Source organism: Niallia sp. FSL W8-0177, assembly GCF_038006285.1.
Taxonomy (GTDB): Bacteria; Bacillota; Bacilli; order Bacillales; family Cytobacillaceae; genus Niallia; species Niallia circulans_A.
The window spans coordinates 4,031,223-4,052,170 of record NZ_JBBOUX010000001.1 but is presented as its reverse complement, the minus strand read 5'-3'; the positions used below and the strand labels follow the sequence as shown (position 1 = coordinate 4,052,170).

Sequence of the window (20,948 nt, the reverse complement as noted above, 5' to 3'; positions counted from 1 at the left end):
CTTATAACTCCTTGTCTATTATGATGATAAGAAAACTTATGTATATCTTATTAATTAACAACCATCAATTATGTATAATAATAATTATAACGTTATTTATTAGATAATAATAATTATACGTCCTATATAAAGAGAAGAAATAATGGAGAAAAAATAAAAACATCGGAGCATATGTATTTTCTTTGCCTCGATGTTTTTATTTTTTAATTTTCTCTTAAAGTTAAATATCTCTTGGCTCGCATTGGATACACCCCTGCTGTAAGAAGCAGTGACCATGATGAATGTCCTTCTAAACGACCGATGGAACCATGAAGAATCAGCCCCAGAAATTTCTCTTCAATCGGAAAATTATTTACCTGAAATTGTTTCTTTGTGTGGAGATTAGAAAAATAAACGGTATCTCTTCCATCTATAGTGTTTATTTGAAAGAAATTATCCTCCACCTCTGTACATTTCTCTAGGAGCTGGCTAACTCTTGATAAATCTTTTTGATAATCCCAATCTGAAGCAAAAAATCGAGGATACATTTGTAGATATAATCTATTTAACAATTCCTCACATAACTTTAGCTCATGAAATGTCTGTTCATAAGAAGCTAACATTTTTGTCCACATCGTTTTTTCCTTGTGATCCAGCCATATGGAAAAGTTTTTAAATTCAGATATAAAGTGCTGCATGCTATTACGTTCTTTGGAAATTTTTAAGGCATTGGGTAGGTGAATAAGGAGGAGTAACTCGATAAAAGATTTCTTACATTTATGCCAAGATGCAGGCATGTTATCTTCAAGATAGTCAGTGAGATAACTGGAGAATGTTCGCAGAAATTCATTGCGGAAATAATCAGTAGGATTTTCCTTTTTATATGCTATTAAATCATCTCCGTAATATTCATACAGTCCTCGATAACGCATATTAAATTGGGAGCTGATTTCTATTTTCTTTAGTATTTCACTTCTGCTTTGGGTGCCGGTAAGAGGAATCAGTTTAATTCTTGTTTCTGGAGATTTTTCTCGTTTGCGATGGTTTGTGTGGAAGGAAAAGCTCTTCATAAAAATACAATCAACCTTTCTTTTTCTATTTTATTTTTGGGGATACAGGAGGATTAATCTAGAGGTTAGTTATATTATACCTGGGATTTTAACCTATGTCACTCTCTTAATTGGCTGTTTTTGTAAAATCAGAGAGAGTGGGACAAATGAAAGTATAGAATGGATAAAGACGAACAGTCTTTAAGTTATTAGTGAAAAAGTGGAATGTCCATCGCTCCTTTCCACTCCGTGTTTAATCAAAAAGCCCAAACACTTATACGAAAAATTTTACTAGCATCTCCGTAGAAGGTTTGGGGTTATTTATATGCTAATTTTAATACACTTTATCTCCATTAAAAATAGAGTTTTTTACGATAACATAATCTACATTGCGAATGGCATCTAATTTGTTTCCACCAGCATAAGAGATAGAGGATTGAAGATCTTGTTCCATTTCTGTTAACGTATCTTGCAAGTGACCTTTATGCTCTACATACATTTTTTTGCCTTCCACGTTTTTCTTTTCTCCCTTTTGAAACTCAGAAGCAGAACCGAAATACTCCTTATAAAGCTTTCCATCTTTTTCAATTGTTTCTCCTGGAGATTCTTCATGTCCAGCGAAAAGAGAGCCAATCATAACCATTGTTGCCCCAAAGCGAACGGATTTTGCAATATCCCCATGTGTGCGGATACCACCGTCTGCAATAATAGGTTTGCTTGCAGCTTTTGCACACCAACGCAATGCAGCTAACTGCCAGCCGCCTGTTCCAAAACCTGTTTTAATTTTGGTAATGCAAACTTTACCAGGGCCGATACCTACTTTCGTTGCATCTGCACCAGCATGTTCAAGCTCTCTTACTGCTTCAGGAGTTCCCACATTACCAGCAATAACGAAGCACTTTGGTAAGTGCTTTTTGATGTGTTTAATCATGGCAATGACTGCATTAGAATGACCATGAGCAATATCGATTGTAATAAATTCAGGAACCAAGTTTTCTTCTGCTAATTGTAATATAAAGTCGTACTCTTCCGTTTTTACCCCAACGCTGATAGAAGCAATTAATTCACGAGATTGCATATCACGGATAAAAGCCTTGCGCGTTTCTGGCTGGAAACGGTGCATAATATAGAAATAGCCATTTTCAGCTAAGTATACAGCGATTTTTTCGTCGATGATAGTTTGCATATTGGCAGGAACGACGGGAAGTTTAAATGTGTGACCGCCTAGTGTAACGGTTGTATCACATTCTGAACGACTATCCACAATACATTTAGCGGGAATTAATTGTATATCTTCGTAATCAAACACGTTATCCATTAAATACACTCCTAAATACGAATATTAAGGTCGGTTTGTTTAATAAACGTTCGACCATTAGGTACTTTACATTATTTTGATCAGGATGTCAAAGATTTTTCATATAATGGGGAAATTTTTATTGAAACGTTATCATTTTGAAGAGGATATATTACATAAAGGAATGGGACGAAAAAATGCCTTTTATCAGAAGATAGAAGGCATTTTCAAGTGTAAGGATCTGATTTATAACGGGAAATACAGCTCATAGCTAGGTGGGAGGGAGAGAAATGTGTTTAGTAAGAAAATTTGACCTCAACCGTAGCATCAATGGTTAGCTGTCCTGGTTCTAGATTAGTAGAAACTCCTCCAATCTCCGCAAATGACATTTTTGCTAATGGCATAGGAATACTAGAACCAGATGGGATTTCTATAACCTTTACAGGGATAGGATCGATGGTTATACGCAGAGTTTCAGCAATGGCTCTTGCCTTTGACAAAGCATCTTTAATTGCTCCTTGAAGCGCTCGTTCGTAATGTTCGGAACGATTGCTGACATCAAAGTGAATACTCATGACTTGATTAGCGCCATTTTGTACGGCTGTATCAATAACCGTACCTGCAAGCTGAATGGTTTCGACAAGAATAGCTAGCAGATGGGTTACTCTATAATTTTTGAATACTTGTTGATTTTCCACAAAGTCATATTGCGGAAAAATAGTATAGTCTATTGTTTGGATATTGGAGGAAGGAATGCCTAAACCTAAAATAGCTGTAATAACCTGTTGATGGAGACGGGCATTTTCTTGCTGTGCAGTTGTTACATTTTTCGATTCTGTATTAATACCAAGCGTTATTTTACAAATATTTGGTTCCAGCGACAATTTACTATTTCCATATACCGTTAAGCTTCTTTTAGGTGGTAAAAAGGAGGAGGGCTGGTACATGATTATTCACCTCTGTATATTTATTAAAAAAACACTTTGCCTTGTAATAATGCCATCGCAGTATTTATTTCCTCTAATTCTTCAGCAGAAAGGTGGTCTATTCGTTTCTTTAACTTATTTTCAATTTCAACAAAAACGTGATTCATTACCTTTTTTCCTTCATCTGAAAGCGACATATATTGTTTTCTGCGATCCTTTTCATTTGTAAATTTCCTAATTAGATTTTTTTCTGTTAATTTCTTTAATTCTCGGCTTGTATTTGGTAGTGATATTTGCAGACAGTTGCTTATTTCACTTAGGATAACGGGCTGATTAATGGAAACATATTCAAGAATACTATACTGAATGGGAGTTAAATCATTTGGTCTTAAATCATTGGTTAACGCATGCTTTAGTTGGTAAACAGAAGCAGTAAATGTTATAACTTTTTGAAAAAATTGCTCTTCGTTCAAAAAAATCACCTCAAAGGTAAGATAGCATAAAAAGTTATCAAATAACAATTATCAATTGATAACTAGTTTGTTAGATGGTAGTATAGTTATCAAATGACAACTATGTGGGAGGGGTTTTATGAACGTATTAATTGTCTTTACTCATCCAAACAAGGAAAGCTTAAATGGCGCCTTTTTGAAAAATGTAGTAAAAGGATGCAAGGAAAACGGCTTAATAAAAGATATACAGCTTTTAGATTTATATGAAGAAAATTTTAATCCTATCTTATATTTTGATGAAAAGAATAAAAGACGCCATATGCATAAAAATCCTGTTTTTGCTAAATATAGAGAGCTGTTATTATGGGCGGATAAAGTGGTCTTTATTTATCCAATTTGGTGGGGGAGGCCGCCAGCTATGTTACTTGGATACTTTGATCAAGTTTTCTCAGCTCATTTTGCCTATAAGAATACAGGTAAATATACAGCGAAGGGGTTATTAAAAGGAAAGTCGGTCATTTGTATCTCCACGATGAAAGGACCGAGAATGTATCCATTCTTCCTTTTACATAATGTTCATAAAAATCTCATGAAAAAAGCCGTATTTCAATTTGTAGGAATGAAGAAAGTAAAGTTTTTTGAATTTGGAAACATGGAAGCATCCGGACAAGCGAAAAAGCTAGAAAGGATTTATCGATACTTTAGAAAGATGAATAGTTGAACGGTGGAATTGATTCTATTTTATAAAAATAAGACAGCCTTTTTCTTCTAAAAGTTAGATAATCTATGGACTTGTCTACGGGATAAAAGGATGGTTTGCAACATGGAGAGCTTATAAATATAAAGATGGAGGGAAATAAAAAAGAGGGAGAGACATAAGTGCTTCAATCAAATATAACCACGAACAATTATACATACACACTAATAAATATTGGTATAATTGTTCGCGGTTTAATTAACTTTAAGAAAGAAGGTTTGGGGTGATCACCCGCAGTCTGAATACACTTCGCTTTCCATGGGGCGAGCGCCAAGCCTCCTCGTTCCTGCGGGTGTTTGGACTTTCTCGAGTCTATGTGTATTCAGTCTGCTCCGTTTTTTTCCTAGTAATTTTAGTTTGCTTAAAAATTAAATAATCTTTAAAAACGGAGTGAAATGGAATGAATTGGTTTCACCACTAAAGTAGAGATTGTTCATCTTTATCTATTAAAAATTTTGTTTTGTCCCAGTCGCTTTTTATTATATAGTTCTATTCCAGAATCGAGCTTCCGCTATACCTGTAATAAAGTCATTAATCGTATTTTTAGCAAGATCGAATATACCTGGTTCATGTATTGTTATGCGGCTCTTTTCTAATACCGCATAATTATTAAGGGAAATACCTAAAGGTTTATAATGATTAAAAGTCATTTCGATAAATTCAATAGCTTTCGTTTCCAGCTTCGTACTGGTGCTAATAAGTAGTGCAGCATCAAATAGGCTCGCATCAGCAGTATCGTATATGTCCGTTACTTTTAATTCTCCGTCTATCGTACGCAGATTTTTATCCACGATGCTGAAATTCACTTTATTCGCTGCTAATGTTTGAACCCATTGAAGTAATTGGGCGTTGTCCGGCTCGCCGTTTAAAAGAATTGCTACACAACGAGTGTCAGGTTTCTTTATGGTATTCGCCATGCTTAAGGCTGGAGATTTCTTAGCTGACTTTACTTCTAGGTTTTCTTGAGGTAATGCTGCTCCAATGTTTTTGGCCACTTCTTCCGCAATACTGCGATCAATTCGATTAAGGAGAGCGACTGCATTGTTTTTCACCGCTTCTGTTTTACACTTTCCAAGTTCAAAGCTAAAAGCATCTTTTAGATGTTGTTGTTCAAATGGTGCTAAGCTATTATAAAAAAGTTTAGCTTGTGAATAGAAATCAAGGAAACTTTCACTACGGCCTCTAACTTTTCTACCATCTACTTTTTCTTGGTAGTGTTCATAACCGCCTTGCTCAACAGATACTGGTTCTGGCTGATTATTATTCAAGGCATTCTTATGATAGCTTGTTTCTCCATGGTGGATGGTCATTTGATGCATACCATCCCGTTGGTTATTGTGAAAAGGACAAACTGGTTGGTTAATCGGAATTTGGTGGAAATTAGGTCCGCCAAGTCTAGACAATTGCGTATCTGTGTAAGAGAATAGACGTCCTTGTAATAATGGATCATTAGAAAAATCGATTCCTGGAACAACATGCCCAGGATGGAAAGCAACTTGTTCTGTTTCCGCAAAGAAATTATCGACATTTCGATTTAAGGTTAGCTTTCCAACGATTTTAACAGGAACCTCCTCTTCTGGCCATATTTTTGTAGGATCTAATATATCGAAATCAAAAGCAAATTCGTCTTCTTCAGGAATGAGTTGCAAACCGAGCTCCCATTCAGGATAGTCGCCCTTATCGATCGCCTCGTATAAGTCTTGGCGGTGGAAATCGGGATTTTTTCCAGCAGCCTTTTGTGCTTCATCCCAAACCTGTGAATGAATGCCGAGCTTTGGTTTCCAATGAAATTTAACAAAATGAGCTTGCCCCTCTTTATTTATAAGGCGGAAGGTATGTACTCCGAAACCTTCCATCATGCGGAGGCTACGCGGGATAGCACGATCGCTCATTGCCCACATCACCATATGGGCTGATTCATGATTTTGACCAATGAAGTCCCAAAATGTGTCATGTGCACTTGCTCCTTGTGGAATTTCATTATGTGGTTCAGGTTTTACAGCATGCACAAAATCAGGAAATTTAATGGCGTCTTGAATGAAGAAGACGGGAATGTTATTGCCAACTAAATCATAATTCCCTTCATCTGTATAGAATTTAACAGCAAATCCTCGTACGTCTCGAACGGTATCACTAGAACCTCTAGATCCTTGGACAGTAGAAAAACGAACAAATACAGGTGTAGTTTTATTTGTATCATTTAAGAAGTCAGCTTTCGTGTAGGCTTCAAGGGATTCATATAATTGAAATACACCGTGTGCACCAACTCCTCGGGCGTGAACAATGCGCTCAGGAATTCGTTCATGGTCAAAGTGAGTCATTTTTTCTCGAAAGTGAAAGTCCTCCATTAAAGTGGGACCTCTTAATCCTGCCTTTAAAGAGAATTCATCTTCTGCCATTTTTAAGCCTTGATTGGTTGTTAACCCCGCATTTTGTTCATTATCAATGGTGTATTTTTTTAACTGGTCTATTTTTTTATTTTCCATTTCAATACTCCCTAAATGATAGTATGTATCAGTTATAATCGTTATTTTTAATTAATACCCAGCATCCTGTATTTAAAACACGGCAAAATAAACAAGCTAAGACTGCATAAAAGAGTCTTAGCTTGTTATTAAATAACTTTGGAGGGATCCTTTTGGTTCACAGGCCATTCTCCAGTGAATTCTTCTGTATCGTATTCAAAAAAATCTTTTAAATTCATGTCTCTATCATCGAGAAATAGTTCATCCGTAACGGCTTTAACAATACGGGGAATGCCATATCTCATGCCAGATAATGCAGAAGCAGATAAACCACAGCTAATAAGGGCAGCATAATTAAACGAGTATATACCGTGAAGCAATGCTTCTCCTTCTGTGTCACGGCTAATGAAAGAAAAGCCATAGCTTAAATAAGGATGTGCATCAAGCATAGGAGATGCTATTGCCTCCGGGGCTTTATAGCGATCTTTCCAACGGGCTATATGCTTTTCGATTAAACGTAGTTCTGGCCGCAGTTTGGGATCTGTTAATAAACCTGTGCTAATGATTAAGTAATCAAATAAAAACCTTCCCTTTGGTGTAGTTACTTCTGCTTGCTCTCCTTTTTGGGCTACTTTCAGCCAGGGAGAACCGAGATGCAAATGGAAACCAGGCCAGGAAGACGCTCGATTAAAAGTATCATTTGTTGGTGGTTGGTTATGCTGGAAAAAATGGGCCATGCCAGCATATTTTTCGTCATCTGCTAAGGCAGGAAAATGTTCAATCATTCCAGATGCTTCCATTTGCCTAATCGGATTAATGCGTTGCATTTTATGACGGCGAACATATACATGTGCTTGGGCTACCCCCTGTGATAAAGCGAAGTTGGCATTGTCAAATGCAGATGCACCTCCACCTAAAATGGCAATCTTTTTTCCTTTTAAGGAAGAGAAGTCGATGGATGAAGAAGTATGAGTATATAAAGAAGAAGGTAGATTGTCGGATATCATGGCTGGGACATGCCATTCCCCTCCACCTTGGATGCCGGTTGCTAGAATTATCTTTCGAGCGAGTAAGGAAGATGAAATAGTCCCCTTTCTTTTAATATGGAGTCGGTGTATCCCTTTTTCTAATGGTTCAATTAAAGTCAATTTAACTTCATTTTGAACAGGTAATTGCAGAATGTTACGATACCATCTCAGGTAATTCATCCATTCCCGACGAGGGATTTTGTCGATTTTTTCCCATCCTTCTCTACCAAATTGTGCCTCCCACCAGGATCGAAAGGTTAGTGAAGGGATACCAAGATCGATGGAAGTTAAATGTTTAGGAGTACGTAAGGTGACCATACGAGCATAAGTTTCCCATGGTCCTTCCCATCCTTCTTTATTCTCATCGATAACAAGAATGTTCGATACTCTTTCGCGTAAAAGACCAAATGCAATCCCTAGGCCAGATTGTCCACCCCCAACGATGACTACATCGAAAACATGTCCCTCTGCGTGAATTTTTGGACGAACCCAGTTTTCTCCTCCGTAATTAAGATAAGCTAGATCTGTTTGTACACGTTTATTTAAGTCATCTAAGCTCATTTTACATTCCTTCCCCCTTTCACAATTGATGTAAGGATTCCTTACATCAACATACCATGCCAATATATTAACATGTTCTTTTGCATTTTGTATGGATAAAATATCTAAATTTTCTAAAATATTTTGGTCAATTCGTTTAAAAAAGATGTTCACCAAAAAAACGAATAGCAACAAAAGCTGAAAACCTTACTAATTAGATTTTTGGCTTTTGTTATTATTTCGTTTCTTTTTATAATCTTTTTCTCATTCCAACGCTTAGTGCTTTATGTTTCCATAAAATCTCCTTAATTAATGGAGCAACTTCTTTTGTGCTTTGAATAAGCACAATGATTTCAGGCAAGCTTTGAGACAGCTTGTTCTTTTTCTTCCGATGGAAAAGATAATACAGAGAATAACCACAAAAAAAACCGATAATAGCAGCGAGAAGACCACTAAAAATAGGTCCTAAAATTAATTTAAAGCCAATACTAGCACCAATGACAGCCATACCTGTAGCAAAAGCAATACCAATTTCAAAAGAAGAAACATGGATATCGGCAGAAGCCTTTTTTTTCCTACTAATAGGAGGGAACTCATTCATATATAGGACCATCATTTCTTCTGGTGGAACACCTAGTGCTTCCATTTCAGAAAGTGCACGTTCAATTTCAATAGATGGCTGGAAAGTTCCGACAATAATCATCCCTTTACACCTCTTATGCTAAATTTGGAACCGACATATCTGTCTGTTAAGCGTTTTTGCTGTGATTCTTTTGCAAGAATATTATGGTGGACGCAGGTTATATAGGAATGATAAACGGCTCCACCTAATACGGAAGGCATAAAAAGTAGCCAATGTGGGTGTAATATAGCAGTAGAATAAGCAAAATCACCAGTAATGGTCAGAATTATAGCTTTATGTGCATGTGATAATAAAATATATATCCACCACCAGAATATTGCATAAAATCCTAAAAATATTCGGTGATTGTACAATTGGCCCAATCCAGGAAAGAAAAGTGAGTAGAAGACACCTAAAAGAGGGCTCTTATTTTGTAAATATTGTATTTCAAATGGGAATATCTCTACGCTGGCTAAATCAGGTGTGGATAATTCAATATACTTATTTAACTGTACAGCAGAGCGGTAACTATCGCCTATTGTTATTAAATAGATCACAATATATCCAATCATCCAATCTAAATGAATAACGGATCTTGCTAATTCTATTTCTCCACAAAAAGAGTAAACCATCGCTTCATTAATATTAGCACCTGTATTAATAATTACTTCTAAAACAGTCAGCAATGTTGCACGGGCATACTGATTAAGAAGATAATGTCCAAATCCAGGGAAAACAGCAGACCACCAAGCAACAATACTTGGCTTTTGATACATTAAATAGGTGATACCTGCTGTGCTATATTTTGCTTTTGGAAAGGTTAATGTTGCGCTCATTTACATACCTACTTACTAATTTTGGAATTATATATATAGGGTGTGAAAATAAGTTAATCCTATACATTGATTTACAAAAAATAGGAGGTTTAATTTTTAGTAGTTAGCGGAATCTCAGGAAACATGGGTGAAGAGGCTTACACCATATAAGTTGACTAGACAAGTTGTTTATATTAAAATGTATATATATTTAAAAATTGTATACTCCAAAGGGGAGTAGCTTACAGTTAAGTCGTCAATACGCGATTAAATCGCCGGCTTAACTGGCAACGAGATGTTGTTTGCGAGACCTTTGCCGTTCTTGGTAAAGGGATAAATAGATAGAAATTTAGAAGCCTTTACCAAATCAATGGAAGGGCTTTTTATTTTTCTTGCAAATACTAAGGAAGCAAGGAGAATGATAAAGTCTATAAATTAGTATGTCAATTTCAAAACAATTTTTTAGGAGGAATAGAAAAACATGAAGAAAATTTTGTCAGCAATTCTCACGTTAGGTTTAGTTTTATCTCCAGTAAGTATAGTATTTCAAGACTCTGTAACAACAGTAGAAGCAAAGTCTTATAAATCTGGGAAACGAAGCTTCAATAACAACAATAATAGTAATACAAATTCATTTTTCCAAAAGAAAAATAATACAAATGATACGTCAAAATCTAATCAATCAACGACAGCGAAAAAATCTGGTGGCTTCTTCTCAGGTGGAGGCTTAATGAGAGGGTTAATGGTTGGAGGACTTGCCGGTCTGTTGTTTGGCAGCCTTTTCGCTAATATGGGAGCATTTGGGTCTATATTAGGGCTTTTCATTAATGTTCTTGCGATTGTATTAGTATTCAATTTAATTAAAAGGATATTTACTTTCTATCGAAACAAAAAAAGAGAGGAAGCAAATAATTGGAGAAATTAATCATTCCAGAACAGGATATTATCAATGCAATCTGCGTCTATGTAGCACGAAAAAAACAAGTGCGACCAGAGGAAGTAGAAGTAGAGCTAATGTATGATGATGATTATGGCTTTTCAGCAGAAGCATATGTACATGATCGAAAACAAGTCCTTATCACTCAAAATATGATTGAAGCACTCAGATTGTGGTTAGATGAATATTTAAATATGGACCCATATATGGGGTTGAAATTAGTGTTAGATGATGAAGAGGGCATTATCGCTATAGCAAAGTAGAGAAAAAAAGTAGAGGATACCAGGCTTTAAAGACTGGTATCCTCTACTTTTTCTGACTAAAATTTAATCAAAGTTTAATTTATAATCGTCTGATTTAATCATTTTTAATTTTTTTGAAAAAATATACAGTAGGAATACATTTAAAAGAAATGGAATAATTAAAAAGGTAGAAACCATAATCGTAATGTTTTTACTAGTCCAACCGCCATCAGCTAAGCGCATAAAATTCATAGGTCCGACTAATCCCGATAATCCAAAACCAGCACTATAAGGAGTTCCCTGTATATTTAAATAGCCAGCCAATCCACCCAACACAGCAGCGGTAATAATCATTGGAATAACAATCTTAGGTTTCATAAAGAAATTACCCATTTGTATTTTAGGGGATCCCAAAACATGTGCTAACGCAGTACCTAAAGAGTTTGCTTTATAGCTTGCAATAGCCAGTCCAATACCTGCTGCCACAATGCCAAGGTTTGCTGCTCCTGAGCCAACTCCTGACAGAGATATAACGGTTGCTACACCTACTGTTGAGATAGGCGAAAGAATAATTAAACAGAACAAGACAGCGATAATGATACCCATGAGAATTGGCTGTAAGTTTGTAACATTTTCGATTGCGATGCCAATTAATCCAGTACTAGATTTCATATATGGTAATAATAAGTACCCAGCCATTCCTGGGATTAATATACATAATGTTGGTAATAGAAGAATAGAATAGGCCTTCAAGCGGTCACCGATAAAACGGACAAATAATACCGCAAGCGCTGCGGTTATACCTGTGTTCAAAACAACCCCTATACCATTTAACGTAAATAACCCTTCCGCTGTTTTTTGCACAACACCACTACCAACCATTGCAGCAATACCGATACTAGCTGTCTGTATAGAGGATAGCTTAAAGGATATTCCTACCATTACACCAATAAGCACGGGCAATAAACTCATAATAAATGCAGTAATATCTAATACGTGCTGAAGCGGAGGAAAGAAAGGAATAAAGAGCTTTAAGATTTCACCAAGCAATGCATTTGGGATTAACGAGACAACAATTCCGATACTCATACCATTTAATAATTTACTGAAAAACTCTTTCACCTTAAACTCCCCATTTTCCTTGAATTTGGAGTTTATTATATGTAATAACTAGATAATCGTCAATGATTATTTTTAACGCTTCAACGCGAAAAAGTGAAAAAGTGAAAAAATGATTAGTGTTTTTTAATAAACTATATAAAATGAAATAAAATTATCTATTTTTTTATACAAATGTAAAATAAAATGTTTGAAAAAATGCAAAGTGTAAAAATAAGAAAGAGCTCCTCCTTTTCTAAGTGGAACTCTTTCATGAAATAATTGTATATTTCAATTCGTTTTTTTAAGAATGGAGTTGTTTTTCTCCAATAGTGGTTTTCTGAACACCACGGGAATTCTTATCAAAGTTTCGGAAATACTGTTCGAGCTGTTCTAATGTTTTTCCTTTTGTTTCTGGTAAGAATTTGCTAACAAATGTTATGGCAAATACTCCAAGTACGGCGAAAAGGAAGAATGAATTAGATAAGCCAATCTTATCGAGAAGAATCGGGAAAACTAAACCAATTATAAAGTTTGTTATCCATAAGCAAAATACGGAAACACCCATTCCTAATCCTCGAAGTTTTAATGGGAATATTTCTGCTAACATAAGCCAAGTTACTGGGGAGATGGCCCCTTGTTGAAATGCTAAGAAAGTAACCGTCATACTAAGTACAGCAAACGGTAGAATAGTTGTTCCGTTTAAAGTGAAGGAGAAAATCCCTATTAGTAGTAAGGTAGTTGTAGTACCGATTAGTCCGATAATTAACATTGGTTTTCTTCCTACACGTCCCAACAGCCAAATTCCGAGGAAAGTAGCCAATACAGAAATTACTCCATTGGCGATATTGGCAATGAGAGCGACCTCGGTAGAGAATCCAGTGCTTTCTAGTATTTGTGTTCCATAAAACATGATGGTATTTACCCCCGTGATTTGTTGAACGATGGCAATCCCAATACCAAGAAAGACAATTCTTCTAACCCAAGGAACAGCTAAATCTTTAAAGCCAACTTGTTCCACATGTGCTTCTGTTTCCACTGCTTTTTTTATTTGCTGTAGCTCTGCTTTTGCTCGTTTTTCTTTTCTAATATGCAATAATACACGAAAAGCATCTTTGAATCTGCCCTTTGATGCATACCATCTTGGGCTTTCAGGTACAACAAGCATTCCTATCCATAAGACAATAGCAGGTAAGGTGGCAATGACAAGCATATATCTCCAAGAGTTTCCTGCCCCATCCATTGTATTTCCAATAATAGCATTTGTAATGTAAGCAAGTAATTGACCACTAACGATCATTAGTTCATTTTGGGTTACCATTTGACCACGTTGTTCGGCAGGAGACATTTCTGCTAAGAAGGTAGGGACAGCAACTGATGCTCCTCCGACAGCGATACCGAGTAAGAAGCGGAAAGTAATCATGATGGGGACATTCGGTGCGAAAGTACATCCTAGTGTTGTAATCAGAAAAATAGCAGCTAAATATAAAATAACTTTTCTTCGTCCATAGCTATCCGCGAGTTTCCCACTGAACATCGCTCCGAATGCCGCTCCAAATAAGAGCGAGCTAGTAACAAGACCTTCAGTTACTGCATTGAGGTTTAGCTGATCTGGACGAGCCATATAGGGTAAGGCCCCATTAATAACACCAGTATCAAATCCAAAAAGAAGACCACCAAATGTAGAGATAATGGCAATGATTTTTAAATTATTTTTCTTATTTGTGTTGGTGTTCCTACTGTCAGGGTTTAATTGGTCACTCATAGTATTTACTTTCTCCTCCTCTTATAATAATGCTTTTTTATAGTGTTCATTATTATCGTTGTATTTGAAAGGTAAATCGAAGTTCATCTCCTTTGCTAGCTGGTCGTTCTATCCCTATTAAAATTAGAAATCTTGTACGGCGAAAGGCAATTATTTTACTTGCATAGTAAGAGGGATAAAAATTTTTCATTATTCTTTTATAAAACGTATATTGTTTTGGCTATGTAAGGGATAGGCTTACCAATACATTACCCCGATAAAAATTTTTGAAAACATCTTTACGTACAGGTGAATTTTTTTTCACTAGAGTTATTATCTTGCATTTTTATATAGTTCCGATGCTCAAATAAAAGAATAACAATAATGTGTGAGGGCCGCTCTTTTTAGGGAGGGCATTTATTTTAAGCCTATTTCTATAAGAAAGAAGTGAAATTTGGAAAGATTTTCGGTGGGAGGAATAGATTAGTTAGAAACTAGTGAAAGGGAGGTAATATCTTTACAAATTAGAAGAGAAATCAGCCAAAGAGGAGAGGAAATCAGCCAAAGCGGGGAGGGAATCAGCCAAAGAGGAGGGGGAATCAGCCAAAGAGGAGGGGGAATCAGCCAAAGAGAAGGGGGAATCAGCCAAAGCGGAGAGGAAACAGCCAAAGTGAGGAGGAAATCAGCCAAAGCGAAGGGGGAATCAGCCAAAGTGAAGGGGGAATCAGCCAAAGCGAAGGGAGAATCAGCCAAAGCGGAGAGGAAATCAGCCAAAGCGAAGGGAGAATCAGCCAAAGCGGAGGAAATCAGCCAAAGCGAAGGGAGAATCAGCCAAAGCGGAGGGGGAATCAGCCAAAGCGGAGAGGAAATCAGCCAAAGCGAAAGGGGAATCAGCCAAAACGGAGGAGGAAATCAGTTAAAGCAAGCAGGATCCCCGTTTAGATAGGGATCATCTGCTTTTTATTTAATGGTGTTAACATGAGGTTCCCTCTTGAACTAGTATTTTAAGAATCTTTTTAAAGGTAGGTCACTTTCTTTTATTGCATTACATATCAGCTTGGCGACCGCTTCAGCACCTTGATTATTGAAATGAGTATCATCTTTTACTCCAATTGGATAATTGCTAGATTCATAGGCTTCAAGATGGAGAAAAAAGTTCCTGGATAAGTCTGGGCCTAGGGATTGAAAAAAGTCTATTGATTTTTTATGAATATCTAGAAGTGCTACTTTGGAGGTTTTGGCGAGTTCCCTCATAGCTTGTGGGTATTCACCAAGAGACATATGATCAATAAGCTGATTTCTAAAATGCCTTCGAGAAACGGAAGTAAGTAATACTGGGTGTGCATTATGCTTATTGGCGGTATGAATAAATGTATGCAAGTTTGTTTGATAGTCTTCGTATGGATCTGTACCGCGAGCTGGGTCATCTTTTTGGTCGTTGTGTCCAAATTGAATAAAGAGATAATCCCCAGGATGAATTGCCTCCTCAATGGCAGATAGTCGTCCTTCGTTTATAAAAGATTTTGTGCTTCTACCATTGACGGCTCTATTATCAATAACAATTTGGTCTGTGAAAAAGGTGGAAAGTTTTTCTCCCCAACCAGTTTCTGGACGCTTATCTGGTGTTTTTTCTGCGGCAGTAGAATCACCTGCTATAAATATAGTTATCTTGTCTGGCATTATTCTCCCTCCCATATGCAGTTTAATGAAATGATTATTATGACAAAGTAGTTTTTAACCAAGCTTCTGCTAAGCTCAACCAGCGATGGACATAGGGAGATTCCTCTGCTAATGCCAGCCCATGTTTTCCAGAAGGAAAAATATGATATTCAAAAGGAATGTTAAATTTGGCTAAGCTTTCCGCTAACATGATGGTATTTTGAACAGGGACTGATTGATCATCAGCAGTGTGCCATATAAAGGTGGGCGGCATATTTTCATCGACCAAATGTTCAATCGAATAAGCTTCTACTAAATGGTTAGGCGGATTTTTTCCTAAAAAATGCTCTCGGCTTCCAGAATGCCCATAAGGCTCCGTGAAGGTAATAACTGGATAGCATAAGACTAGCGCATTCGCACGATTGTTTATTTTGGTGCAAGCAAGACTGGCTAGATGTCCACCAGCAGAAAAGCCAAGCACACCTATTTTATTTTCTAATAAATTCCAATCCTTGGCATTGTTTCGTAGTTGGCTAAATACTTCTTCTAGTTCCTTTATAATGCTTGCATGATTGATTGTTCCAACAGGATAATGGAGAATTCCAGCATGATAACCAATCGAATGAAGCCATTTTACAATTGGCTGCGCCTCTTTTTCTGATAAATGGTGGTACCCTCCACCTGGACAAACGAGAATGAAGGGTCTCTTTTTATTATCTAAAAGGGAGAGATGTAATGTCATATGCTGATTTTCTTTGGAAATTTGGTTATAGTTATCCTTGATGATTTTCAACATATGAACGCTCAAATCCGAAATATTGTTTAGCATTATGGTAGCTAATGTCCTTAACTAAGCTTCCAAGCAAGTCCTCGTCCTCCGGTGCTTCGCCTCGTTCGACAATTTCCCCGATAAATTCACAGAGCACTCGGCGGAAATATTCATGCCTTGTGTACGAGAGAAAGCTTCGTGAGTCTGTTAGCATTCCGACAAAGGTGGAAAGGAGACCAGTGTCACTAAGAACTGTTAATTGATGGCGCATCCCAGCTCTTGTATCGTTATACCACCATCCTGAACCTAGCTGAAGCTTTCCAGGCGTGTGTTTTTGAAAAGACCCCATTAAAGTAGCTAAAACAAAGAAGTCATTAGGGTTAAGGGAATAAAGAATGGTTTTCGGTAATTTCCCCTCTTTTTCTGCACGATCTAACAGACGCTGCAAAGGTATGGTAAGAGGGAGATCATTCATCCCATCATATCCAGTATCAGGGCCTAATTGGTCAAACATTGCTGAATTTGTATTGCGATATGCATGGATATGAAGCTGCATTGTCCAATTATGCTCATGATAAAAACAGATTAAGCGAGTTAAGGTTTCTGTACGATATGCACTGATTTCATATGGGGATAATGCTTCATTTTTAAGTCTTTTTTGAAAAATCGATTCCAGTGTTTTCTCATCTGCTTCTTCATAGGTTAAGATATCCAGTGCATGATCCGATAATTTTCCACCCATTTGGTGGAAATAATCTACACGTGCTTTAAGTGCCTCTATTAATCCTTGATAGGAATTGATCGTAACATGTGATTGTATACTTAGCTTTTCTACCCATTCGATAAATCCATCTTGGTCAATATTTAATGCTTTATCGGGACGGAAAGAGGGAAGTACTTGAAAATGTCGTTCTTCATTCTTTAAGCGTTCATGGTAATGCAAATCATCAGTCGGGTCATCGGTCGTACAAACTACTTTAACATTTGAATGGATAATTATATTGCGACGCTTAAAGTCAGCGGTAGCCAATTTCTCATTGGCTAAATCCCAAATAAGAGGGGCATTCTCCTCATTCAGTAATAAATCTATACCAAAGAAACGTTTTAGCTCTAAATGGGTCCATGTATATAGGGGATTACCAATTGTTTTAGGGACTGTACGCGCCCATGCTAAAAATTTGTCATAATCAGAGGCATCGCCAGTAATATGAGTCTCTGGAATTCCGTTTGCGCGCATTAATCGCCATTTATAGTGATCACCAGCTAACCAGGCTTCCGTAAGGTTTTTAAAATTTTTATTCTCATAAATTTCTTTCGGATCTAAGTGACAATGATAGTCGATAATAGGCATCTGCTTTGCATGGTCGTGAAATAGTTTTTGCGCGATATCATTTTTTAATAGAAATTGGTCATTTAGAAACATTAGAATCCCTCTTTCGTTATTTTTATAATTTTTGTTTAATATTGCTTTTATTGTCTCAGTGCTCGAAAACTCAACGTAAGATCAAAAAAGGTAACAGAGAGAGCGTTAGCATCACTGCTTTCAATGAATGCACTACAGGTTAACACTATGTTTCTATCAATCTTCTCCACCTTAGCCAAACGCTTTTCATAAACCAATCAATCTGTTATAAAGTAACTCCTGTTTTAAAAATAGCGATTTCGCGAACGCCATTTGCTTCGTTGCGTGTTTTTTCTCCACTTGCGACCGCTATTACTTTTCCAATAAATTCCTCTAATACTTCATTCATTGGTCGCTCTAGTAAAGGACCGGCATTAAAGTCCATCCAATGCTTTTTATGTTCATAAATAGTAGAATTGGTTGCTACTTTTACAGTTGGAACAAAACTGCCAAAAGGCGTTCCTCGGCCAGTTGTAAATAAAACTAAATGACAATCAGCAGCGGCAAGCGCAGAAGAAGCTACTAGATCATTGCCTGGTGCTTGCAATAGGCTTAGCCCTTTTTTGGAGATTTTCTCTCCATACTGCAGTACATCCACAACCGGTGCTGTTCCAGCCTTTTGTGTACAGCCTAATGATTTATCTTCTAGAGTGGTAATCCCTCCCGCCTTATTTCCTGGGGAAGGATTTTCATAAACAGGCTCCCCATAAGAATGAAAGTAGTGTTTAAAATCATTGATTAAATGGACGATATCTTCGAAAACCTTTTCATCTTCTGCTCTAGCCATGAGCATTTGTTCTGCTCCAAACATTTCGGGGACTTCTGTTAGAATAGTGCTGCCGCCCTGGGAAATTAAGAAGTCTGAAAATGCTCCTAATAGCGGATTAGCCGTAATTCCAGAGAAACCGTCGGAACCGCCACATTTTAGACCAACATTTAGCTCAGCAATCGGAATAGGTTCCCTATGATCATTTCTAGCAGCTTCATATATTTCTTCTAATAGTTCTAAGCCTGCTTCTATTTCGTTGCCTACCTCCTGTGCAACTAAGAATTTAACTCTATTTGCATCATAATCTCCTAGTAACTCTCTAAATTCAGCAACAACGTTATTTTCACAGCCCAATCCAAAAACAAGTACTCCGCCAGCATTCGGATGATTCACAGCATCTATTAATATACTGCGAGTATTTTCATGGTCTTCTCCTAATTGGGAGCAGCCGTAGGGATGCTTCAAAATGGTAATATTATCGAATGTACCTAAGCCAGGATGGAGAGCTTCAAATTCTTTCAGCATATATTCTGCTGTTCCGTTTACACAACCCACGGTCGGAACAATATATAAGTCATTGCGAATTCCTACTTTTCCATTTGCCCGTCTGTATCCTTGGAAGGTAAGCTCCTTTTTAGGGTATTTTACTTGATGGATATCTTGCTCATACGTATATTCAAGTTCTCCATCTAAATTTGTTTTTACATTATGCGTATGAAGCCAATCCCCCCGCGTAATCTCCGTCAGCGTATGTCCGATAGGATAGCCATATTTGATCACATTGCTAGATTTTTGAATATCAGTTAAGGCTATTTTATGGCCTTGGGGAATATCAGCTTTAGCTGTGATCGAGATGCCATCAAGATAGACTGTTTCCGCTGCGTTAATTGGTCTTAGGGCAACCGCGACATTGTCTCGCTCATTTAATTTTAATAGGGAAGGAGGCTGCTTTTCATTATTTAGCTTTTGTAATACAGCTCGAGCACCGTCTTTTCTAAGCATATGGATATATGCAGTTACTTCTTCCACAAGGTTAGGAATAGAGGTTAAGTCAGTATCCCATAAATTTTTGTCATTCAAAATAGTAAAAGCGATAGTTTCGGGATTTTCCCATGCGTTTGAAAAGGCTTCAAGGACTTCATCGCTATCTTTTGGTTTATATTGTGTTCCCCTGTAGGTTAGAAATAAAGCAGCAAGAGAAGCAGTCATGTATGGAGGCAATTGCTGCTGTTTTTCTTGGTATTTAATTAGCAGCGGTAATAAGCGTGCTTTATATTTAGAAACACTGTTTAAAGCAATGGATGATAATTCATGGCGGATAAAGGGATTTTTAAAGCGTTCGATTATAGAGTTTGCATATGCCTTTAAGTCATCTAAAGGGAGAGGTAATAATGGTATAATTTCTTGCTGCATTAATTGATTAATAAAGACCGCAAAATCTGCATCTTTCATCACATCTTCCACAGTTTCAAGACCAGCAAGTAATCCAAGTGGGACCATCGCTGTATGTGGACCATTTAATAAGTGAACCTTTCGTTCTCGATATGGGGTCATATCATCGGTTACCAGTACATTCAATCCCGCCCTTTCGAGTGGAAATGATTCTTTTAATTCTTGTGGACCTTCAATGACCCATAATAAATAAGGCTCTGCTTTAACCATTAAGTTATCAATATAGCCATGTTCCTCATTAAGCAGATTTGCTGTATCACGTGGATAACCTGGAACAATGCGATCTACTAAGCTGCAGCAGAATATATTTTCAGCATGAATCCAGCTAATAAATTCCTCTTCTAAATTCCATAGACTTGCATATTGTAAGACAATTTCTTTAAGTTGATCACCGTTACGATCGATTAACTCACAAGGAATAATCGTAAATCCTGGTTTTTTTAGTTGAAAGCGCTTGAATAGTAGGGCAGTAAGTTTTCCAGGAAAACTAGTTGAAGGTTGATCGATAGAACAATCCCTTTCATCAAATTGTATTCCAGCTTCTGTAGTATTAGAAATAATAAAGGTCAATTCTTCTTGTTCTGCCAATTGTAAATAATTTTCCCAGTCTTCATAAGGATTAATTAATCGATTAGCAGTTGTAATAATTTCACTCGTCTGAACCATTTGACCTTGATAGAACCCCTCAAGCACGACTGTATAAAGATAATCTTGTTCTTCTAAGGTTGGTTTAGAAACATGCTTGGTCGGCTTCACTAACACAGCACTACCGTTGAATAAATGCTGGTTATTCATTTGTTGTAGTTGCCAATTAAGAAATCCTCTCATGAAATTGCCTGAGCCAAATTGAATGACTTTTTCTGGAAAAATAGACAAATTAGGTTTTAATTGCTTTGAAAGCTTTTCCACTATAGTTCCTCCTTTTTTGCACACGTTAACATTTTAT

17 protein-coding genes and 2 pseudogenes are annotated in these 20,948 nt (G+C 36.9%); 4 read left to right on the top strand and 15 right to left on the bottom strand.

Features of this window, described 5'->3' with window-relative positions:
* Positions 1–203 precede the first annotated feature (203 nt).
* From NST77_RS19675 to NST77_RS19660, 4 genes are all read right to left on the bottom strand, one after another.
* Positions 204–1,049, bottom strand: a complete 846-nt coding sequence (locus NST77_RS19675; RefSeq protein WP_123258559.1) for a hypothetical protein — start codon at positions 1,047–1,049, stop codon at positions 204–206.
* 313 nt (positions 1,050–1,362) lie between these two features.
* On the bottom strand, positions 1,363–2,346 hold the full coding sequence (gene guaC / locus NST77_RS19670) for a GMP reductase (RefSeq protein WP_095329414.1): 984 nt from the start codon (positions 2,344–2,346) through the stop codon (positions 1,363–1,365).
* A gap of 275 nt (positions 2,347–2,621) precedes the next feature.
* Complete coding sequence (locus NST77_RS19665; protein ID WP_163188375.1) at positions 2,622–3,272, bottom strand: SIMPL domain-containing protein; 651 nt, start codon at positions 3,270–3,272, stop codon at positions 2,622–2,624.
* Positions 3,273–3,295: 23 nt separating this feature from the next.
* Entirely contained in the window at positions 3,296–3,733 is a 438-nt protein-coding gene (locus NST77_RS19660; RefSeq protein ID WP_235850236.1) for a MarR family winged helix-turn-helix transcriptional regulator, read from the bottom strand.
* Positions 3,734–3,842: 109 nt separating this feature from the next.
* Here NST77_RS19660 and NST77_RS19655 point away from each other — a divergent pair, with 109 nt between their 5' ends.
* On the top strand, positions 3,843–4,424 hold the full coding sequence (locus NST77_RS19655) for an NAD(P)H-dependent oxidoreductase (protein WP_095329417.1): 582 nt from the start codon (positions 3,843–3,845) through the stop codon (positions 4,422–4,424).
* A gap of 515 nt (positions 4,425–4,939) precedes the next feature.
* On the opposite strand, the gene NST77_RS19650 is transcribed toward NST77_RS19655, so the two are convergent.
* From NST77_RS19650 to NST77_RS19635, 4 genes are all read right to left on the bottom strand, one after another.
* Entirely contained in the window at positions 4,940–6,946 is a 2,007-nt protein-coding gene (locus NST77_RS19650) for a catalase (RefSeq protein ID WP_163188373.1), read from the bottom strand.
* 128 nt (positions 6,947–7,074) lie between these two features.
* Complete coding sequence (locus tag NST77_RS19645) at positions 7,075–8,514, bottom strand: NAD(P)-binding domain-containing protein (RefSeq protein WP_123258555.1); 1,440 nt, start codon at positions 8,512–8,514, stop codon at positions 7,075–7,077.
* 229 nt (positions 8,515–8,743) lie between these two features.
* Complete coding sequence (locus NST77_RS19640) at positions 8,744–9,196, bottom strand: hypothetical protein (RefSeq protein WP_095329419.1); 453 nt, start codon at positions 9,194–9,196, stop codon at positions 8,744–8,746.
* Positions 9,193–9,951, bottom strand: a complete 759-nt coding sequence (locus NST77_RS19635) for a hypothetical protein (RefSeq protein WP_341123434.1) — start codon at positions 9,949–9,951, stop codon at positions 9,193–9,195. Before NST77_RS19635 ends, NST77_RS19640 begins: the two co-directional genes overlap by 4 nt.
* 460 nt (positions 9,952–10,411) lie before the next feature.
* Between NST77_RS19635 and NST77_RS19630 the strand changes: the two genes are divergently transcribed.
* Positions 10,412–10,855: a hypothetical protein gene (locus NST77_RS19630; RefSeq protein ID WP_095329421.1), complete on the top strand. Its 444-nt coding sequence runs from the start codon at positions 10,412–10,414 to the stop codon at positions 10,853–10,855.
* The gene (locus NST77_RS19625; RefSeq protein WP_047940899.1) at positions 10,843–11,130 is read left to right on the top strand and encodes a YxcD family protein; all 288 of its coding nucleotides are present in this window, start codon (positions 10,843–10,845) and stop codon (positions 11,128–11,130) included. Before NST77_RS19630 ends, NST77_RS19625 begins: the two co-directional genes overlap by 13 nt.
* Before the next feature lie 63 nt (positions 11,131–11,193).
* On the opposite strand, the gene NST77_RS19620 is transcribed toward NST77_RS19625, so the two are convergent.
* Positions 11,194–12,231: a PTS transporter subunit IIC gene (locus tag NST77_RS19620; protein ID WP_095329422.1), complete on the bottom strand. Its 1,038-nt coding sequence runs from the start codon at positions 12,229–12,231 to the stop codon at positions 11,194–11,196.
* A gap of 280 nt (positions 12,232–12,511) precedes the next feature.
* Positions 12,512–13,972, bottom strand: a complete 1,461-nt coding sequence (locus NST77_RS19615) for a sugar porter family MFS transporter (protein ID WP_163188371.1) — start codon at positions 13,970–13,972, stop codon at positions 12,512–12,514.
* 649 nt (positions 13,973–14,621) lie between these two features.
* Here NST77_RS19615 and NST77_RS19610 point away from each other — a divergent pair.
* Positions 14,622–14,897, top strand: coding sequence for a hypothetical protein (locus tag NST77_RS19610; protein ID WP_341123433.1), 276 nt, complete (start codon positions 14,622–14,624; stop codon positions 14,895–14,897).
* 50 nt (positions 14,898–14,947) lie between these two features.
* On the opposite strand, the gene NST77_RS19605 is transcribed toward NST77_RS19610, so the two are convergent.
* The 5 genes and pseudogenes from NST77_RS19605 to NST77_RS19585 form a co-directional block, all read right to left on the bottom strand.
* Entirely contained in the window at positions 14,948–15,631 is a 684-nt protein-coding gene (locus NST77_RS19605) for a rhamnogalacturonan acetylesterase (RefSeq protein ID WP_123258552.1), read from the bottom strand.
* 37 nt (positions 15,632–15,668) lie between these two features.
* Positions 15,669–16,406, bottom strand: coding sequence for an alpha/beta hydrolase (locus tag NST77_RS19600; protein ID WP_163185054.1), 738 nt, complete (start codon positions 16,404–16,406; stop codon positions 15,669–15,671).
* The gene (gene uxaC, locus NST77_RS19595) at positions 16,384–17,802 is read right to left on the bottom strand and encodes a glucuronate isomerase (RefSeq protein ID WP_163185057.1); all 1,419 of its coding nucleotides are present in this window, start codon (positions 17,800–17,802) and stop codon (positions 16,384–16,386) included. Before uxaC ends, NST77_RS19600 begins: the two co-directional genes overlap by 23 nt.
* A gap of 205 nt (positions 17,803–18,007) precedes the next feature.
* A pseudogene (locus NST77_RS19590) lies at positions 18,008–19,486 on the bottom strand (UxaA family hydrolase); the annotation flags it as partial.
* Between the two features lie 36 nt (positions 19,487–19,522).
* A pseudogene (locus tag NST77_RS19585) lies at positions 19,523–20,911 on the bottom strand (tagaturonate reductase); the annotation flags it as partial.
* Positions 20,912–20,948: the final 37 nt, after the last annotated feature.

Coding starts and splice junctions, on each gene's coding strand:
- NST77_RS19650 (WP_163188373.1), bottom strand. CDS start 6,946: ATGGAAAATAAAAAAATAGACCAGTTAAAAAAATACACCATTGATAAT.
- NST77_RS19655 (WP_095329417.1), top strand. CDS start 3,843: ATGAACGTATTAATTGTCTTTACTCATCCAAACAAGGAAAGCTTAAAT.
- NST77_RS19640 (WP_095329419.1), bottom strand. CDS start 9,196: ATGATTATTGTCGGAACTTTCCAGCCATCTATTGAAATTGAACGTGCA.
- NST77_RS19600 (WP_163185054.1), bottom strand. CDS start 16,406: ATGTTGAAAATCATCAAGGATAACTATAACCAAATTTCCAAAGAAAAT.
- NST77_RS19645 (WP_123258555.1), bottom strand. CDS start 8,514: ATGAGCTTAGATGACTTAAATAAACGTGTACAAACAGATCTAGCTTAT.
- NST77_RS19675 (WP_123258559.1), bottom strand. CDS start 1,049: ATGAAGAGCTTTTCCTTCCACACAAACCATCGCAAACGAGAAAAATCT.
- guaC (WP_095329414.1), bottom strand. CDS start 2,346: ATGGATAACGTGTTTGATTACGAAGATATACAATTAATTCCCGCTAAA.
- NST77_RS19665 (WP_163188375.1), bottom strand. CDS start 3,272: ATGTACCAGCCCTCCTCCTTTTTACCACCTAAAAGAAGCTTAACGGTA.
- NST77_RS19605 (WP_123258552.1), bottom strand. CDS start 15,631: ATGCCAGACAAGATAACTATATTTATAGCAGGTGATTCTACTGCCGCA.
- NST77_RS19615 (WP_163188371.1), bottom strand. CDS start 13,972: ATGAGTGACCAATTAAACCCTGACAGTAGGAACACCAACACAAATAAG.
- uxaC (WP_163185057.1), bottom strand. CDS start 17,802: ATGTTTCTAAATGACCAATTTCTATTAAAAAATGATATCGCGCAAAAA.
- NST77_RS19635 (WP_341123434.1), bottom strand. CDS start 9,951: ATGAGCGCAACATTAACCTTTCCAAAAGCAAAATATAGCACAGCAGGT.
- NST77_RS19630 (WP_095329421.1), top strand. CDS start 10,412: ATGAAGAAAATTTTGTCAGCAATTCTCACGTTAGGTTTAGTTTTATCT.